The sequence below is a fragment of the Jidongwangia harbinensis genome (assembly GCF_020216025.1).
In the GTDB taxonomy this organism is placed as follows: Bacteria; Actinomycetota; Actinomycetes; order Mycobacteriales; family Micromonosporaceae; genus Actinoplanes; species Actinoplanes harbinensis.
On the sequence record NZ_JAIWNC010000029.1, the window covers coordinates 121,266 to 135,293 of the forward strand.

The 14,028-nt window shown below is 72.0% G+C and carries 11 protein-coding genes; 9 read left to right on the plus strand and 2 right to left on the minus strand.

Annotated features, from left to right (window positions below):
- The first annotated feature begins 57 nt into the window (after positions 1-57).
- The 8 genes from LDL48_RS30800 (at position 58) to LDL48_RS30835 (ending at position 7,358) form a co-directional block, all read left to right on the plus strand.
- The gene (locus LDL48_RS30800) at positions 58-399 is read left to right on the plus strand and encodes a hypothetical protein (RefSeq protein WP_225258631.1); all 342 of its coding nucleotides are present in this window, start codon (positions 58-60) and stop codon (positions 397-399) included.
- Positions 400-513: 114 nt separating this feature from the next.
- Positions 514-1,152: a response regulator transcription factor gene (locus tag LDL48_RS30805; RefSeq protein ID WP_225258632.1), complete on the plus strand. Its 639-nt coding sequence runs from the start codon at positions 514-516 to the stop codon at positions 1,150-1,152.
- Between the two features lie 105 nt (positions 1,153-1,257).
- On the plus strand, positions 1,258-2,523 hold the full coding sequence (locus LDL48_RS30810) for a macrolide family glycosyltransferase (protein WP_225258633.1): 1,266 nt from the start codon (positions 1,258-1,260) through the stop codon (positions 2,521-2,523).
- 7 nt (positions 2,524-2,530) lie between these two features.
- A complete protein-coding gene (locus tag LDL48_RS30815) occupies positions 2,531-3,856 on the plus strand; it encodes an NDP-hexose 2,3-dehydratase family protein (protein ID WP_225258634.1) in 1,326 nt (441 codons plus the stop codon).
- Positions 3,857-3,868: 12 nt separating this feature from the next.
- Positions 3,869-4,906 (plus strand): NAD-dependent epimerase/dehydratase family protein, encoded by a 1,038-nt coding sequence (locus LDL48_RS30820; protein WP_225258635.1) that lies wholly within the window; start codon positions 3,869-3,871, stop codon positions 4,904-4,906.
- Positions 4,893-5,618, plus strand: coding sequence for a class I SAM-dependent methyltransferase (locus LDL48_RS30825; protein WP_225258636.1), 726 nt, complete (start codon positions 4,893-4,895; stop codon positions 5,616-5,618). Before LDL48_RS30820 ends, LDL48_RS30825 begins: the two co-directional genes overlap by 14 nt.
- On the plus strand, positions 5,615-6,724 hold the full coding sequence (locus LDL48_RS30830) for a DegT/DnrJ/EryC1/StrS family aminotransferase (RefSeq protein ID WP_225258637.1): 1,110 nt from the start codon (positions 5,615-5,617) through the stop codon (positions 6,722-6,724). The genes LDL48_RS30825 and LDL48_RS30830 overlap by 4 nt, the downstream gene beginning before the upstream one ends.
- A gap of 22 nt (positions 6,725-6,746) precedes the next feature.
- Entirely contained in the window at positions 6,747-7,358 is a 612-nt protein-coding gene (locus LDL48_RS30835) for a dTDP-4-dehydrorhamnose 3,5-epimerase family protein (protein ID WP_225258638.1), read from the plus strand.
- Between the two features lie 57 nt (positions 7,359-7,415).
- Here LDL48_RS30835 and rfbA read toward each other — a convergent pair whose 3' ends face one another.
- Entirely contained in the window at positions 7,416-8,345 is a 930-nt protein-coding gene (rfbA, locus tag LDL48_RS30840) for a glucose-1-phosphate thymidylyltransferase RfbA (protein ID WP_225258639.1), read from the minus strand.
- A gap of 41 nt (positions 8,346-8,386) precedes the next feature.
- On the minus strand, positions 8,387-9,355 hold the full coding sequence (rfbB, locus tag LDL48_RS30845) for a dTDP-glucose 4,6-dehydratase (RefSeq protein ID WP_225258640.1): 969 nt from the start codon (positions 9,353-9,355) through the stop codon (positions 8,387-8,389).
- Positions 9,356-9,543: 188 nt separating this feature from the next.
- Between rfbB and LDL48_RS30850 the strand changes: the two genes are divergently transcribed.
- Positions 9,544-14,028, plus strand: a 4,485-nt coding sequence (locus tag LDL48_RS30850) for a type I polyketide synthase (protein WP_225258641.1), incomplete at its 3' end; no start/stop codon positions are given.

Here is a 14,028-nt window from a genome sequence, read left to right on the forward strand (position 1 = left end):
CCCGGATCGTGGATCAATACCGTGGTCCGAACCGTTCCGACGAGAGAAGGGACCTACATGTTCCGGAAACTGTTAGCGGCCGGAGGCCTGGCGCTCGCGCTGGGTGCAGCGTCGATGCTCCCGGCCACCGCCGCCCAGGCCGCGCCCCGGCCGGCGCAGTCCACGACCGCCGACGGCGAGACCGTCTACCTGTGGGAATGCGTCCAGGGCAACGGCGCAGGGGTCTTCGGCGCTGTCGGCGTCGCGCCCAGCCCCACCGGGATGTGGTGCTCGGGATTCCTGCCCCAGGGTCACCTGCTGCCGATCGCCCAGGACCCGGTGTACGGCTGGTGCCTGCCCGGCACCCGCCTCTCGTACAACTTGGGCGTCACCGTCTCGGTGACCTGCCGGCCGGCCTGACCGCACCGCACTGATCCGAGCGGGTGGACGTGGCCGCCCACCGCGGCCACGTCCACCCGCGGCCATGCCGTCCCGCGGGCGCGGTGACCAACGACTGTGGCGGAGACCTACCGAATGCACGCGCCGACCCGGCTGCTCATCGTCGACGACCACCCGGTCGTCCGCGGCGGCATCCGCGGGATGTTCGACAGCGACCCGGAGTTCGACGTGCTCGCCGAGGCCGGCGACGGCGCGCAGGCCGTCGACCTGGCCCGGGTGCTGGCCCCGGACGTGATCCTGATGGACCTGCGCATGCCCAGGATGGACGGGGTCAGCGCGATCCGGGAACTCGTCCGGCTCGGCGTCACCGCCCGCGTCCTGGTCCTCACCACCTACGACACCGACCGCGACGTGCTGCCCGCGCTCGAGGCCGGCGCCACCGGGTATCTGCTCAAGGACGCCTGCCGGGACGAACTCATCCGGGCCATCCGCTCGGTGGCCGGTGGCAAGGCCGTGCTCGCCCCGTCGGTCGCGACCCGGCTGCTCGGCCAGGTCCGCACCCCGGCCGACGCGCTGAGCGCCCGCGAACTGCAGGTGCTCGAGCTGGTCTCGGCCGGCGCCACCAACCGGGAGGCCGCCTCCCGCCTCTTCATCAGCGAGGCGACGGTGAAGAGTCACATGCTGCACGTCTACACCAAACTCGGCGTCAACGACCGCGCCGCGGCCGTCGCCGAGGCGTTCCGCCGGGGCCTGCTCGCGGTGGACGTGAGCTGACCGGGTGCCGCGGCGCAGGCCTCCGGGCGGAACTAGGGAAACACTTGGCGACCTGCGCGATTCAATTCACCCGGTCCGGCCTTCCGAGAGTACGGAGTCACCGTCGTGAAGCATGTGCTGTTCGCCGGCATGTCCGCCAAGGGTCATCTCTATCCCGCCCTGGCGATCGTCTCCGAGCTGGTGCGGCGCGGGTACCGCGTGACCTACGTGAGCGGCGAGGATCTCGCCGACGCCATCGAGGGGGCCGGCGCACGGCCGATCGGGTTCGCCACGGATCTGCCCGAGGTCAACCACACCGAGGTGGCGAACGCGAAGAACGCGGCCACCGCGCCGCTGCTGTTCTTCGAGGAGGCGGAGCGGATCGTGCGGGCGGTCGACGCGCACCTCGGCGACGACGTACCGGACCTGATCGTCTGCGACCACTCGGTGGCCCACGCGGGGCGGGCCCTCTCCTACCGGTGGGACCGCCCCCTCGCCGTGTTCTGCCCGGGCTTCGCCAACAACGGCGACCCGGAACTCGTCAGCCGCCTGCTGCGCCCGGTGGGCGGCAGCCTGGACACCACGCACCCGGCGATGCTCGAGTACATCTCCCGGGCCGGCCGGATGATGCGCGAGAACCGGATGTCCGGCGTGTCCATCGAGGACTTCCTGATCGGCAACGACCGCCTGACCTTCGCGTTCTACCCCCGGGAGTTCCAGTACTTCGCCGAGCGCTTCGACGACACGTTCCAGTTCCTCGGGCCGTGCCTGAGCGACCGGTCGTTCATGGGTGGCTGGATGCCCCCGTCCGACGGCCGCCCGATCGCGCTCGTCTCGCGCGGCACGATCATGAACGATTCGATGCGCGAGGAGGCGATCGCCTACTTCGCCACCTGCGCCCGGGCCTTCGAGGGACTCGGGTGGCACGTGGTGATGTCGATCGGCAACCAGCTGAACGCCACGGACCTCGGACCGCTGCCCGAGGGCGTCGAGGTCCGCAACTGGGTGTCCCATCAGGAAGTGCTGCCGCACGCCCGCATCTACGTCAACCACGCCGGCATCAGCAGCCTGATGGAGGCGCTGTACTACCAGACGCCGCTGCTCTGCATGCCGGCCAGCGCGGACGCGGTGATCAACGCCGAGCGGGTCGAGGAACTCGGGCTGGGCACGATGATCCACGCGGACGAGATGACCGCCGAGGGCGTTCGGACCGCGGTGCTGGCCATCGACGGCGACGAGGAGACCCAGAAGCGCGTCCGGGCGATGGGGGAGCAGTGCGTGCGGGCCGGCGGCGCGGTGCGCGCGGCCGACGTGCTCGAGGCGTACCTGGCGGACGCTTCGCCCTCCCGGTCCTGGCGGCACCGCTCCGCGGCGCCCGCCTCCCGTGGGTGAGGCGACCGTGCGCACCGACGAGCGATTCGCGCTGTCCGCGGCCTGCCGCGACAGCGACGTCACGCCGCTGGAGAAGTTCTGGAGCTGGTTCGCCGAGCGGAGCGCGGCGCACGACTTCGAGGTGACCCCGGTGCCGTTCGCGCGGCTCACCGGATGGGGGTTCGCCCCGGCGACCGGGAATCTGGTGCACGACACCGGGCGGTTCTTCAGCATCGCGGGGCTCCGGGTGCACTGCACGCAGCGGACGCCCGACGCCTGGCTGCAGCCGATCATCGTGCAACCCGAGATCGGCGTGCTGGGCATGGTCGTCAAGGAGTTCGGTGGCGTCCTGCACTTCCTGATGCAGGCGAAGATGGAGCCCGGGAACGAGCCTCTGGTGCAGCTGTCGCCGACCGTGCAGGCGACCCGCAGCAACTTCTCCGGGGTCCACGGCGGGCGGGCGATCCGCCATCTCGACCTGTTCCGCCCGTCCGGCGAGCGACGGGTGCTGGTCGACAGCCTCCAGTCCGAGCAGGGGTCCTGGTTCCTCCGCAAGCGCAACCGCAACATGGTGGTGGAGGCGACCGGGGCGATCGAGGCCGGCGACGACTTCTGCTGGCTCACCCTGGGGCAGTTGCACCGGTTGCTGGCCGAGTCCTGTGTGATCAACATGGATGCGCGCTCCGTGCTGTCCACGGTGCCGTTGCATCCGGTCGGCGACGCGGACGCGGCGGTGGACGTGCTGAGCTGGCTCACCGAGACCCGGGCCGACCATTCCCACGAGCAGCGGGAGCTTCCGCTCGACCTGGTGGTCGGTCGCGGATGGCGGCGCACCGAGACCGAGGTCGCGCATGAGGAAGGCCGGTTCTTCCGGGTGATCGGCGTGGACGTGCGGGCGCCGAGCCGGGAGGTCGGCTCGTGGAGCCAGCCGCTGATCGCGCCGGCCGAGGAGGGCGTGGTGGCCGGGCTGATGCGTACCGTCGGCGGCGCCCCGCAGGTGCTGATGCAGGCGCGGGTCGAGGCCGGCTCGCTGGTCGGCGCGGAACTCGCACCCACCGTGCAGTGCCAGCCCAGCTCCTACCCGCCGGACGCCCGGCCGTACCTGCTCGACGAGGTCCTGGCCGCGCCGGCCGACCGGATCCGCTACGACGCCGTGCACTCCGAGGAGGGCGGGCGTTTCTACCGGGCGCTGAACCGCTACCTGCTGGTGGACGCCGGCGACGACCTGAGCGGCCCGGCGCCGGAGGGGTTCCGCTGGCTCGCCGTCGGCGAACTCGGCGACCTGGTCCGGCACAGCAACTACCTCAACATGGAGGCACGCAGCCTCTACGCGTGTCTCCGTACCCTGACCTGAGCGAGGATCATCGTGCACAGTAACCGGCCTGCTCCGTCAGGTGCTGGACATCGACCGCTGGTGAGCGTGCTGGGCGCCTCGGGATATCTGGGCTCGGTCGTCGTCGCCCGTCTGGCCCAGCTCCCGGTCCGCCTGCGGGCCGTGTCGCGCCGTCGCGGCCCCGTGCCGGACCAGACCGTGGCCGACGTCGAGGTGTGCCCGGCGGACCTCACCGACAGCCGGTGTCTGGCCGACGCCGTCGCGGACGCCGACGTGATCCTCCATCTGGGCAAGCACAGCGGCGGGTGGCGGGACGCCGACAGCCCCGAGGGTGAGCGGGTGAACGTCGGCATCGTGCGCGACCTCACCGAGATCCTCGGCCGTCGCCGTGCGGCGGGACCCCCTCCGCTGGTCGTGTTCGCGGCGACGACCTCGCAGGTGGGCCGGCCGCCGGAGCACCCCATGAACGGCAGCGAGCCGGACCGGCCGGAGACCGCGTACGACCGCCAGAAACTCACCGCCGAGGGACTCCTGAAGGCCGCGACCGAGGCGTCGGTCCTGCGCGGGGTGAGCCTGCGGCTGCCCACGATCTTCGGCCAGAGCTGGCTGTCCAGCGTTCCGGACCAGGGCGTGGTGACCGCGATGGCCCGCCGGGCGATCGCGGGCCGGCCGCTGACCATGTGGCACGACGGCACGGTCAAGCGTGACCTGGTCTACGTCGAGGACGCGGCGGACGCGTTCCTGGCCGCCATGCGGGAACCCCAGGATCTGACCGGCCGGCACTGGCTGGTCGGCACCGGGCGGCACGACACGGTGGGCGCGGTCTTCCGCACCGTCGCGGCGTCGGTCGCCGAGCACACCGGCGAGCCGGCCGTTCCGGTGACGTCGGTACCGGCGCCGGCGCACGCGCCCGTGATCGATTTCCTGAGCGTCACCATCGACCCGGCGCCCTTCCAGCTCGCTTCCGGATGGCACGCGCAGACGGCCCTCGACGAAGCCGTGGACCGCACCGTGGCGGCCCTGCTGGAACGCGAAGAAACCACCACGAAGGAGCCCCATGTACGGACGTGACGTTGCCAAGATTCATGACGACCTCAACGCGAGCCGGGGAAAGGACTACCGGGCCGAGGCGGAGTACCTCACCGACGTGATCCGGGACCGGCAGCCGGAGGCGGGTTCCCTGCTCGACGTCGGGTGCGGTGCCGGTGGCCACCTGGTGCACTTCGCCGAGGCGTTCGACCGGGTCGAAGGGCTGGAGCTGTCCGAGGACATGCTGAACGTCGCACGGGGCAAACTGCCCGGCGCCGGCATGCACCTGGGTGACATGCGGGCCTTCGAACTCGGCCGCACGTTCGACGCCGTCGTGTGCCTGTTCGGGTCCGTGGGCCACACCCGCGACGAGGACGAGCTGCGCCAGACGCTGCGGTGCTTCCGGCGGCATCTGGCCCCCGGCGGAGTGATCGTCGTGGAGCCGTGGTGGTTCCAGGAGAAGTTCATCGACGGGTACGTCTCGGGCGAGGTGGTCAAGAGTGGGCAGCGGACCATCGCGCGGATGTCGCACACGGTCCGCTCCGGCGCCGGCTCCACGATGGACGTGCATTTCCTGGTGGCCGATCCCGAGTCCGGAGCGCGGCACTTCGCGGAGACCTACACCCACACGCTGTTCACCCAGGACCAGTACGAGGCCGCATTCGCGGCGACCGGCCTGAACGCCGAATACATCAAGGACGTGCAGGGCGGCCGGGGGCTCTTCGTCGCCGTCGCCGGTGAGGAGTGGTCGTGACGATCCGGGTGTGGGACTACCTCACCGAGTACGAAGCCGAGCGCGGGGACATCCTCGACGCGGTGGAGACGGTGTTCCGATCGGGTCAGCTGGTGCTCGGCGCGAGCGTCCGCGGTTTCGAGGAGGAGTTCGCCGCCTACCACGGCATCGAACACTGCGTCGGCGTGGACAACGGGACCAACGCCATCAAGCTCGGCCTGCAAGCGCTCGGCATCGGCCCGGGCGACGAGGTGATCACGGTCTCCAACACGGCCGCGCCGACAATCGTGGCGATCGACTCGGTGGGCGCCAAGCCGGTCTTCGTGGACGTCCGGGCGGACGACTACCTGATGGACACCACCCAGGTGGAGGCGGCCGTCACCGGCCGGACCCGGTGCCTGCTGCCGGTCCACCTCTACGGGCAGTGCGTCGACATGCGGCCGCTGCGCGAGATCGCCGATCGGCACCACCTGCCGATCCTGGAGGACTGCGCCCAGGCGCACGGCGCCCGGCACCACGGCCGGCCGGCCGGCACGATGAGCGACGCCGCGGCGTTCTCGTTCTATCCGACGAAGGTGCTGGGCGCGTACGGGGACGGCGGCGCGACGATCACCTCGGACGAGACGGTGGCGGCCAACCTGCGCCGGCTGCGGTACTACGGCATGGAGACCCGGTACTACGTCGTGCAGACGCCCGGGCACAACAGCCGCCTGGACGAGGTGCAGGCCGAGATCCTGCGCCGCAAGCTGACCCGCCTGGACGGGTACCTGGCCGGCCGGCGGGCCGTGGCCCAGCGGTACGCGGACGGCCTGGCGGACACCGACCTGGTGCTGCCCCGGCTGGCCGACGGGAACGACCACGTCTACTACGTCTACGTGGTGCGCCACCCGCGACGCGACGAGATCCTCGAACGGCTGCGCGGCTACGGGATCGAACTCAACATCAGCTACCCGTGGCCGGTGCACACCATGTCCGGGTTCGCCCACCTCGGCTACCCGACGGGCTCGCTTCCGGTCACCGAGGAGCTGGCCGGGCAGATCTTCTCGCTGCCGATGTACCCGTCTCTCCCGGTCGAGATCCAGGAGAAGACGATCAGTGCCCTTCGGGACATCCTCAAGACGCTGTGAGCGACCGGTTCAAGGAGATCACATGAAGGTCGAAGAACTCGCCGTCCAGGGCGCGTTCGTGTGCACCCCCGAGGTGTTCCCGGATCGCCGTGGACTGTTCGTCTCCCCGTTCCAGCGAGAGCCGTTCGCGTCGGTGAAGGGAAGCCCGGCCTTCCCCGTCGCCCAGACGAACCACAGCGTGTCCCGGCGCGGGGTGGTGCGCGGGATCCACTACACCGTCACGCCGCCGGGCACGGCGAAGTACGTCTACTGCCCGGTGGGCGAGGCGATCGACATCGTGGTCGACATCCGGGTCGGTTCACCGACGTACGGCACATGGGACGCCGTGCGGGTGAATCCGCGGGAGTTCCGGGCGGTGTACTTCCCGGTCGGTGTCGGCCACGCCTTCATCTCGCTCGCCGACGACACCGTCATGTCGTACATGCTCACCGGGGCCTATGTGCCGGACAACGAGAAGGCGATCTCGGTCTTCGACCCGGACCTGGCGCTGCCGATCCCCGCGGACATCGATCCGATCGTCTCCGACCGGGACAGCGTCGGGGTACGGCTGGCCGAGGCGGCCGAGGCGGGTCTGCTCCCGGACTACGAGCAGTGCCGGGCCGTCGAGGAGCAGTTGTTCGCCTCCGGCGCCTGACAGCGAAACAGCACCGGCCCGGCGGTCGTAACCGCCGGGCCGGTGCCGTGTCGGGTGTCAGTCCAGCGCGGTCAGCAGCTGTTCCCGCGGCCCGACCCGGTCGCCGGCGTGCAGCAGCCGCAGCAGGTACGAGCCGTAGTCGCTGCGCAGCAACGGCGCCGCCAACTCGCGCAGCTGGTCGTCGTCGATGAAGCCGGCCCGCCAGGCCGCCTCCTCGACGCAGCCGACCTTGGTGCCCTGACCGGTGTCGATCGCCCGCACGTACTCCTGGGCCCGGACCAGATCGGCCACGGTGCCGGTGTCCAGCCACGCGGTGCCGGTGCCCAGCACGGTCACCTGGAGCGCGCCGCGGCGCAGGTACTCCTCGTTCACCGCGGTGATCTCGTACTCGCCGCGGGCGCTGCGGCCGATCGCCCGGGCGATCGGCACCACCTCGGAGTCGTAGAGGTAGAAGCCCGGCACGGCGTACCGCGAGCGGGGCCGGGCCGGCTTCTCCTCGATCGACAGCACCCGGCCCAGGTCGTCGAACTCGACCACGCCGAACGCGGTCGGATCGGTGACCGGGTAGCCGAAGATGCGCCCGCCGCTCAGGCCGTCGCACAGCTCGACGAACGGGCGGAGGTCGACGCCGTGGAAGAGGTTGTCGCCCAGGATGAGCGCTGCCGGACCGCCGGCCAGGAACTCCTCGGCGATGAGGAACGCCTGCGCGATGCCCTCGGGCCGGGGCTGGACCGCGTACCGCAGCTCGATTCCCCATTGGTGGCCGTTGCCGAGCAGCCGCTGGAACTGCCCGCTCTCCTCCGGCGTGGTGATGATGACGATTTCCCGGATGCCGCTGGAGATCAGCGTCGCCAGCGGGTAGTAGACCATGGGTTTGTCGTACACCGGGATCAGCTGTTTCGACACCGCCCGGGTCGCCGGCCACAGGCGTGAGCCCGTGCCGCCGGCGAGGAGAATGCCGCGCGTCCGGCCGCCACCGTTGTCCATCGGTCCTCGCTTCCGGGTGTGCACCCGCGTTCGCAGCCGCGTCAACGCGGCGCCGGCCACCGGGAGCGGTGTGAGCTGTACCAGTCGATGGTGTCGGCGAGGCCGAGGTCGAAGTCGACCTGCGGTTGGTAGCCGCACTCTTGAGTGATCTTGGAGTGGTCGAGCGCGTACCGGCGGTCGTGGCCCTTGCGGTCCGGCACCGCCGTGACCTGGTCCCACGAGACGCCGCACCCCTTCAACAGGCGCTCGACCAGCTCGCGGTTGGTGAGTTCGCGCCCACCGCCGATGTGGTAGATCTCGCCGGCCCGGCCGCCGGTCAGCGCCAGGGCGAGCCCGCGGCAGTGATCGCTGACATGCAGCCAGTCCCGGATGTTGCCACCGTCGCCGTAGAGCGGCACGTCGAGGCCCTGAAGCAGCCGGGTGACGAACAGCGGAATGAGCTTCTCCGGGAACTGGTGCGGGCCGTAGTTGTTGGAGCACCGGGTCACCACGACGGGCAGCCCGTGCGTCCGGTGGAACGCGAGAGCCAGCAGATCCGAGCCGGCCTTCGCCGCCGAGTACGGCGAGGTCGGGGCGAGCGGTTGCTCCTCGGTCCACGCGCCCTCGTCGATCGAGCCGTAGACCTCGTCGGTCGAGACGTGCAGGAAGCGTTCCACCCCGTGCGTCACGGCCGCGTCGAGCAGCACCCGGGTGCCACCGACATTGGTGTCGATGAACGGGGCCGCGCCGGAGACGGAGCGGTCCACATGGGTCTCGGCGGCCAGGTGCGCGACCGTGTCGTGCTCGCGCATGAGTTCCCCGACCAACTGTTCGTCCCGGATGTCGCCGAGAACGAACCGCAGCCGGGGATCGTCCCGGACTGCCTCGAGGTTGCGGACGTCGCCGCCCCAACTGAGACAGTCCAGCACCGTCACCACTTCCGGATCGATGTCCGGGTATTCACCGTGCAAGATCGATCGGGCGAAGTGCGAACCGATGAAGCCCGCGCCGCCGGTCACCAGAAGTTTCACCGCGGCCTCCTCACGGCGTTCTTTCTAGCCCTGCCGGAGCCGGGGTTTCCCTAGTTCACCCCGGCCCGGAACTAGGTGTTTTAGCGTCCGGGCCCCCGTACAAACGAGGCGGATCATCGGCGACGTATGTGGCCGGCCCGTGGGTCCGCCCCGCATCGGCCTGGAGGAGACGAGAAATGGTGGCTCCCGTGCCTCAGGACGCGATTGCCGTTGTCGGCATGGCCTGCCGGCTCCCGCAGGCGCCCGACCCGGCGTCGTTCTGGCGGCTGCTGGTGGCGGGCGGCGATGCGGTCGGCGCCCCGCCGCCGGGGCGGCAGGGCGCCGCGGCCACCGCGCCGGCCGGCGGCTACCTCGACGCGGTGGACCGCTTCGACCCGGCGTTCTTCGACATCTCGCCGCGCGAGGCCGCCGCCATGGATCCGCACCAGCGCCTCGCGCTCGAACTGGCCTGGGAGGCGTTCGAGGACGCGCGGATCGTGCCCGCGGCTCTGCGCGGCACGGCGTGCGGCGTCTTCGTCGGTGCGATGAGTGACGACTACGCGATGCTGAGCCATGAACGCGGACCGGACGCGGTCGACGCACACACGCTGACCGGCCTGAGCCGTGGCCTGATCGCCAACCGGGTATCGTACCGGCTGGGCCTGACCGGGCCCAGCCTCAGCGTCGACTCCGCCCAGTCGTCCAGCCTGGTCGCCGTGCACCTGGCGATGCAGAGCCTGCGCCGCGGCGAGGCGGACCTGGCGCTGGCCGGCGGCGTGAACCTGATGCTCGCCGCGGACGGCTCGGTGCTGCCCGCCCGGTTCGGCGCGCTCTCCCCGGACGGACGCTGCTACACCTTCGACGCCCGGGCCAACGGGTACGCCCGCGGCGAGGGCGGCGTCCTGCTGGTCCTCAAGGACGCGGCCCGGGCGCACGCCGACGGCGACCGCATCTACGGGCTGCTGCGCGGCAGCGCGGTGAACAACGACGGCGGCGGCGCCGGGCTGACCGTGCCCGACCGGGACGCTCAGCAGACGGTCATCGAGCGGGCCCGCCAGGACGCCGGCGTGACCGCTGCCGACGTGCAGTACGTCGAGCTGCACGGCACCGGCACCAGGATCGGCGACCCGGTCGAGGCGGCCGCCCTGGGCGCCGACGCGGACCGGCGCGGCACCCTGCAGGTCGGTTCGGTCAAGACGAACATCGGTCACCTGGAAGCCGCGGCGGGTGCCGCCGGCCTGCTCAAGACGGTGCTGTCGGTGTGGCACCGGCACCTGCCGGGCACCTTGAACCACGAGACACCGAATCCGGCGATCGCGTTCGACGAATGGCGGCTGCGGGTGCGGGTCGGCGGCGGCGCCTGGCCGGACGCCGGGCGGCCCCTGATCGCGGGCGTCAGCTCGTTCGGCATGGGCGGCACCAACTGCCACGTCATCGTCTCCGCCGCGGACACCGTGCCGGCGGCCACCGACGCGAGCGAGGACGACCCGGCGCCGGTGGCCTGGCCGCTGTCCGCACGCTCGGCCGCCGCGCTGCGGGACCAGGCGGAGCGGGTGCGCGCCGTCGCCGCCCGTCCCGGAGTACGGGCCCGGGACATCGCGTGGTCGCTGGCGACCACCCGGACGCCGTTCGAACACCGGGCCGTGGTCACCGGCACCGACCGCGCCAGCCTGCTGGCCGCCCTGGCCGCCCCGGTGCACCGGGCCACCGTCCTCGACGGCGGCCCGGTGTTCGTCTTCCCCGGCCAGGGCGCGCAGTGGGACGGGATGGGCGCGCGACTGCTGGACACCTCGGCGCCGTTCCGCGCCGAGGCCGAGGCCTGCGACGCCGCCCTGCGCGACCTGATCGGCTGGTCGGTGCTCGACGTGCTGCGTGGCCGGCCGGGTGCCCCGTCGCTGGATCGCACCGACATCGCGCAGCCCGCCCTGTTCACGATGATGGTGTCGCTCGCCGCGCTGTGGCGGTCCTACGGGGTGGAGCCCGCCGCCGTCGTCGGGCACAGCCAGGGCGAGGTCGCCGCCGCGTACGTCGCGGGTGAGCTGTCGCTGGCCGACGCCGTGCGGGTCATCGCGGTGCGCAGCCGGGCCTGGGCCACCCTCGACGGAGCCGGCGCGACCGCCTCGGTCCTGCTCAGCGGCGCCGAGACCGAGGAACTGCTGAGCCGCCGGGACGACGGCCTCGTGGTCGCCGCCGTGAACGGTCCCCGGTCGTGCGCCGTGGCCGGGGCGCCGGACGCCGTGTACGCCTTCGTCGCCGAGCTGCGGGACGCCGGCGTGCGCGCGAAGCGCATCCCCGGGATGGCGTTCGCCGGGCATTCGCCGCAGGTGGACGGGTTGCGTGAGCACGTGCTCGACGCCCTGGCCCCGGTCGGCCCGCGGACCGGCGGCGTGCCGTTGTACTCCACGGTCACCGGCGCCCGGCTGGAGCCGGGGACGATGGACTCCGGCTACTGGTACCGCAACATGCGGGAGCCGGTCGCGTTCGAGCGCGCCGTCCGGGCGTTGCTGGACGCCGGCCACCGGTCGTTCATCGAGGTCGCCGCGCATCCGATGCTGGGCGAGGCGGTGCAGGCCACGATCGACGACGCCGGTGTCCGCGGCGTGCACCTGGGCACCCTGCGCCGGGACCGGGGCGGACCGGATCAGGTGCGTGCGGCGCTGGCCGAGGCGTACGTGCACGGCGCGCCCGTGGACTGGACCGTGGACCTCGGTTCCGACGTGCGGACGGTCGACCTGCCGACGTACCCGTTCCAGCGGGAGCGACACTGGCTGCCGGACGGTCCGGCGCGGGCCGCCACACCGCCGGCCGGGCCGGCGGTCACGGAGCCGGTCCCGGCGCCGGAGGTCTCCGCGCCGGAGGTCTCCGCGCTGCAGGAACTGGTGGACGGCTCGGACCGGCCCGCCGCCGAGGTGGTGCGCGCGTTCGTGCAGGTCCAGGTCGCGGCGGTCCTCGGCCGGGCCGACGCCGGGGCGCTGGACCTGGACCTGTCCTTCAAGACGCTGGGCTTCGACTCCGTGCTCGCCGTCGAGCTGCGTCACCGGTTGCAGCGCGCCGCGGGCGTGCCGGTGCCGGACACCCTGATCTTCGACCATCCCACGCCCGCCGCGGTGGTCCGGCTGCTGCTGGCGCTGCTCGGTGGCGACGCCGCCGAACAGACCCCGGCCCCGACGACGGCGCCCGCGGCCGCCGACGAGCCGCTGGCGATCGTCGGCATGGCGTGCCGGCTGCCGGGCGGCGCGGACTCGCCGGAGGCGTTGTGGCGCCTGGTGTCCGACGGCGTGGACGCGATGACCGGCTTCCCGGCCGACCGGGGCTGGGACGTCGCGGGCGACCTGCCGGCCCGGGCCGGCTTCCTGGCCGACGTGGCGGGGTTCGATGCGGAGTTCTTCGGGATCAGTCCGCGTGAGGCGCTGGGGATGGATCCGCAGCAGCGGTTGCTGATGGAGACGTCGTGGGAGGCGTTCGAGTCGGCCGGTATCGATCCGGCGGGGTTGCGGGGCAGCCGTACCGGGGTGTTCGTCGGCGCGATGGCCCAGGACTACGGTCCGCGCATGCACGACGCGGGTGCGGACCTCAGCGGTTTCCTGCTGACCGGCAACAGCCCCAGCGTGGCGTCGGGCCGGCTGTCCTACTTCTACGGTCTCGAAGGTCCCGCGCTGACCGTCGACACGGCGTGTTCGTCCTCGCTGGTGGCCCTGCACCTGGCCGGGCAGGCGCTGCGGTCGGGGGAGTGCGAGCTGGCGCTGACCGGCGGTGCGGCCGTGCTCGCCTCGCCGGGCATGTTCGTGGAGTTCGCCCGCCAGAGCGGCCTGTCGGCGGACGGCCGGTGCAAGGCGTTCGCGGCGGGTGCGGACGGTACGGGGTGGGCCGAGGGTGTCGGTGTGCTGGTGGTGCAGCGGTTGTCGGATGCGCGGCGGGCGGGGCGTCGGGTGTTGGCGGTGGTGCGGGGTAGTGCGGTGAATCAGGATGGTGCGTCGAATGGTTTGACGGCGCCGAATGGTCCGTCGCAGCAGCGGGTGATTCGGCAGGCGTTGGCGGGTGCGGGGTTGGTGCCGGCTGATGTGGATGTGGTGGAGGCGCACGGTACGGGTACCACGTTGGGTGATCCGATCGAGGCGCAGGCGTTGTTGGCGACGTACGGTCAGGATCGTGGGCGGCCGTTGTTTCTGGGGTCGTTGAAGTCGAACATCGGTCATGCGCAGGCGGCTGCGGGTGTGGCTGGTGTGATCAAGATGGTGCAGGCGTTGCGGCACGAGACGATGCCGCGCACGTTGCACGTCGATGCGCCGTCGCCGCGCGTGGACTGGTCGGCCGGCGCCGTCGAGCTGCTCACCGAGGCCCGGCCCTGGTCGGCCGGGGACCGTCCGCGCCGGGCCGGTGTCTCCTCGTTCGGGATCAGCGGCACCAACGCGCACGTCATCCTGGAGGAGGGCGATGCGACGCCGGCCGCCGCGGCCGATGCCCTGGTGCCGTGGATTCTGACCGGCCGCTCCGAGGCCGCGGTCCGCGACCTCGCCGCGGAGCTGGCCCGGGTGGACGCGCCGATCGCGGAGGTGGCCGCGGGACTGGCCGGCCGCCCGGCCTTCGGGCACCGGGCCGTCGTTCTCGGGGAGAACCGCGAGGAGCTGCGGGCCGCACTCCACTCGCTCGGACCGGTCGGCACCGCCGTGTCGGGTGGTGTGGTGTTGGTGTTT

Bases quoted from the DNA above. Each gene is read 5' to 3' on its own strand.
- LDL48_RS30800 (WP_225258631.1), top strand. From the start codon at position 58: ATGTTCCGGAAACTGTTAGCGGCCGGAGGCCTGGCGCTCGCGCTGGGT.
- LDL48_RS30805 (WP_225258632.1), top strand. From the start codon at position 514: ATGCACGCGCCGACCCGGCTGCTCATCGTCGACGACCACCCGGTCGTC.
- LDL48_RS30825 (WP_225258636.1), top strand. From the start codon at position 4,893: ATGTACGGACGTGACGTTGCCAAGATTCATGACGACCTCAACGCGAGC.
- LDL48_RS30835 (WP_225258638.1), top strand. From the start codon at position 6,747: ATGAAGGTCGAAGAACTCGCCGTCCAGGGCGCGTTCGTGTGCACCCCC.
- rfbA (WP_225258639.1), bottom strand. From the start codon at position 8,345: ATGGACAACGGTGGCGGCCGGACGCGCGGCATTCTCCTCGCCGGCGGC.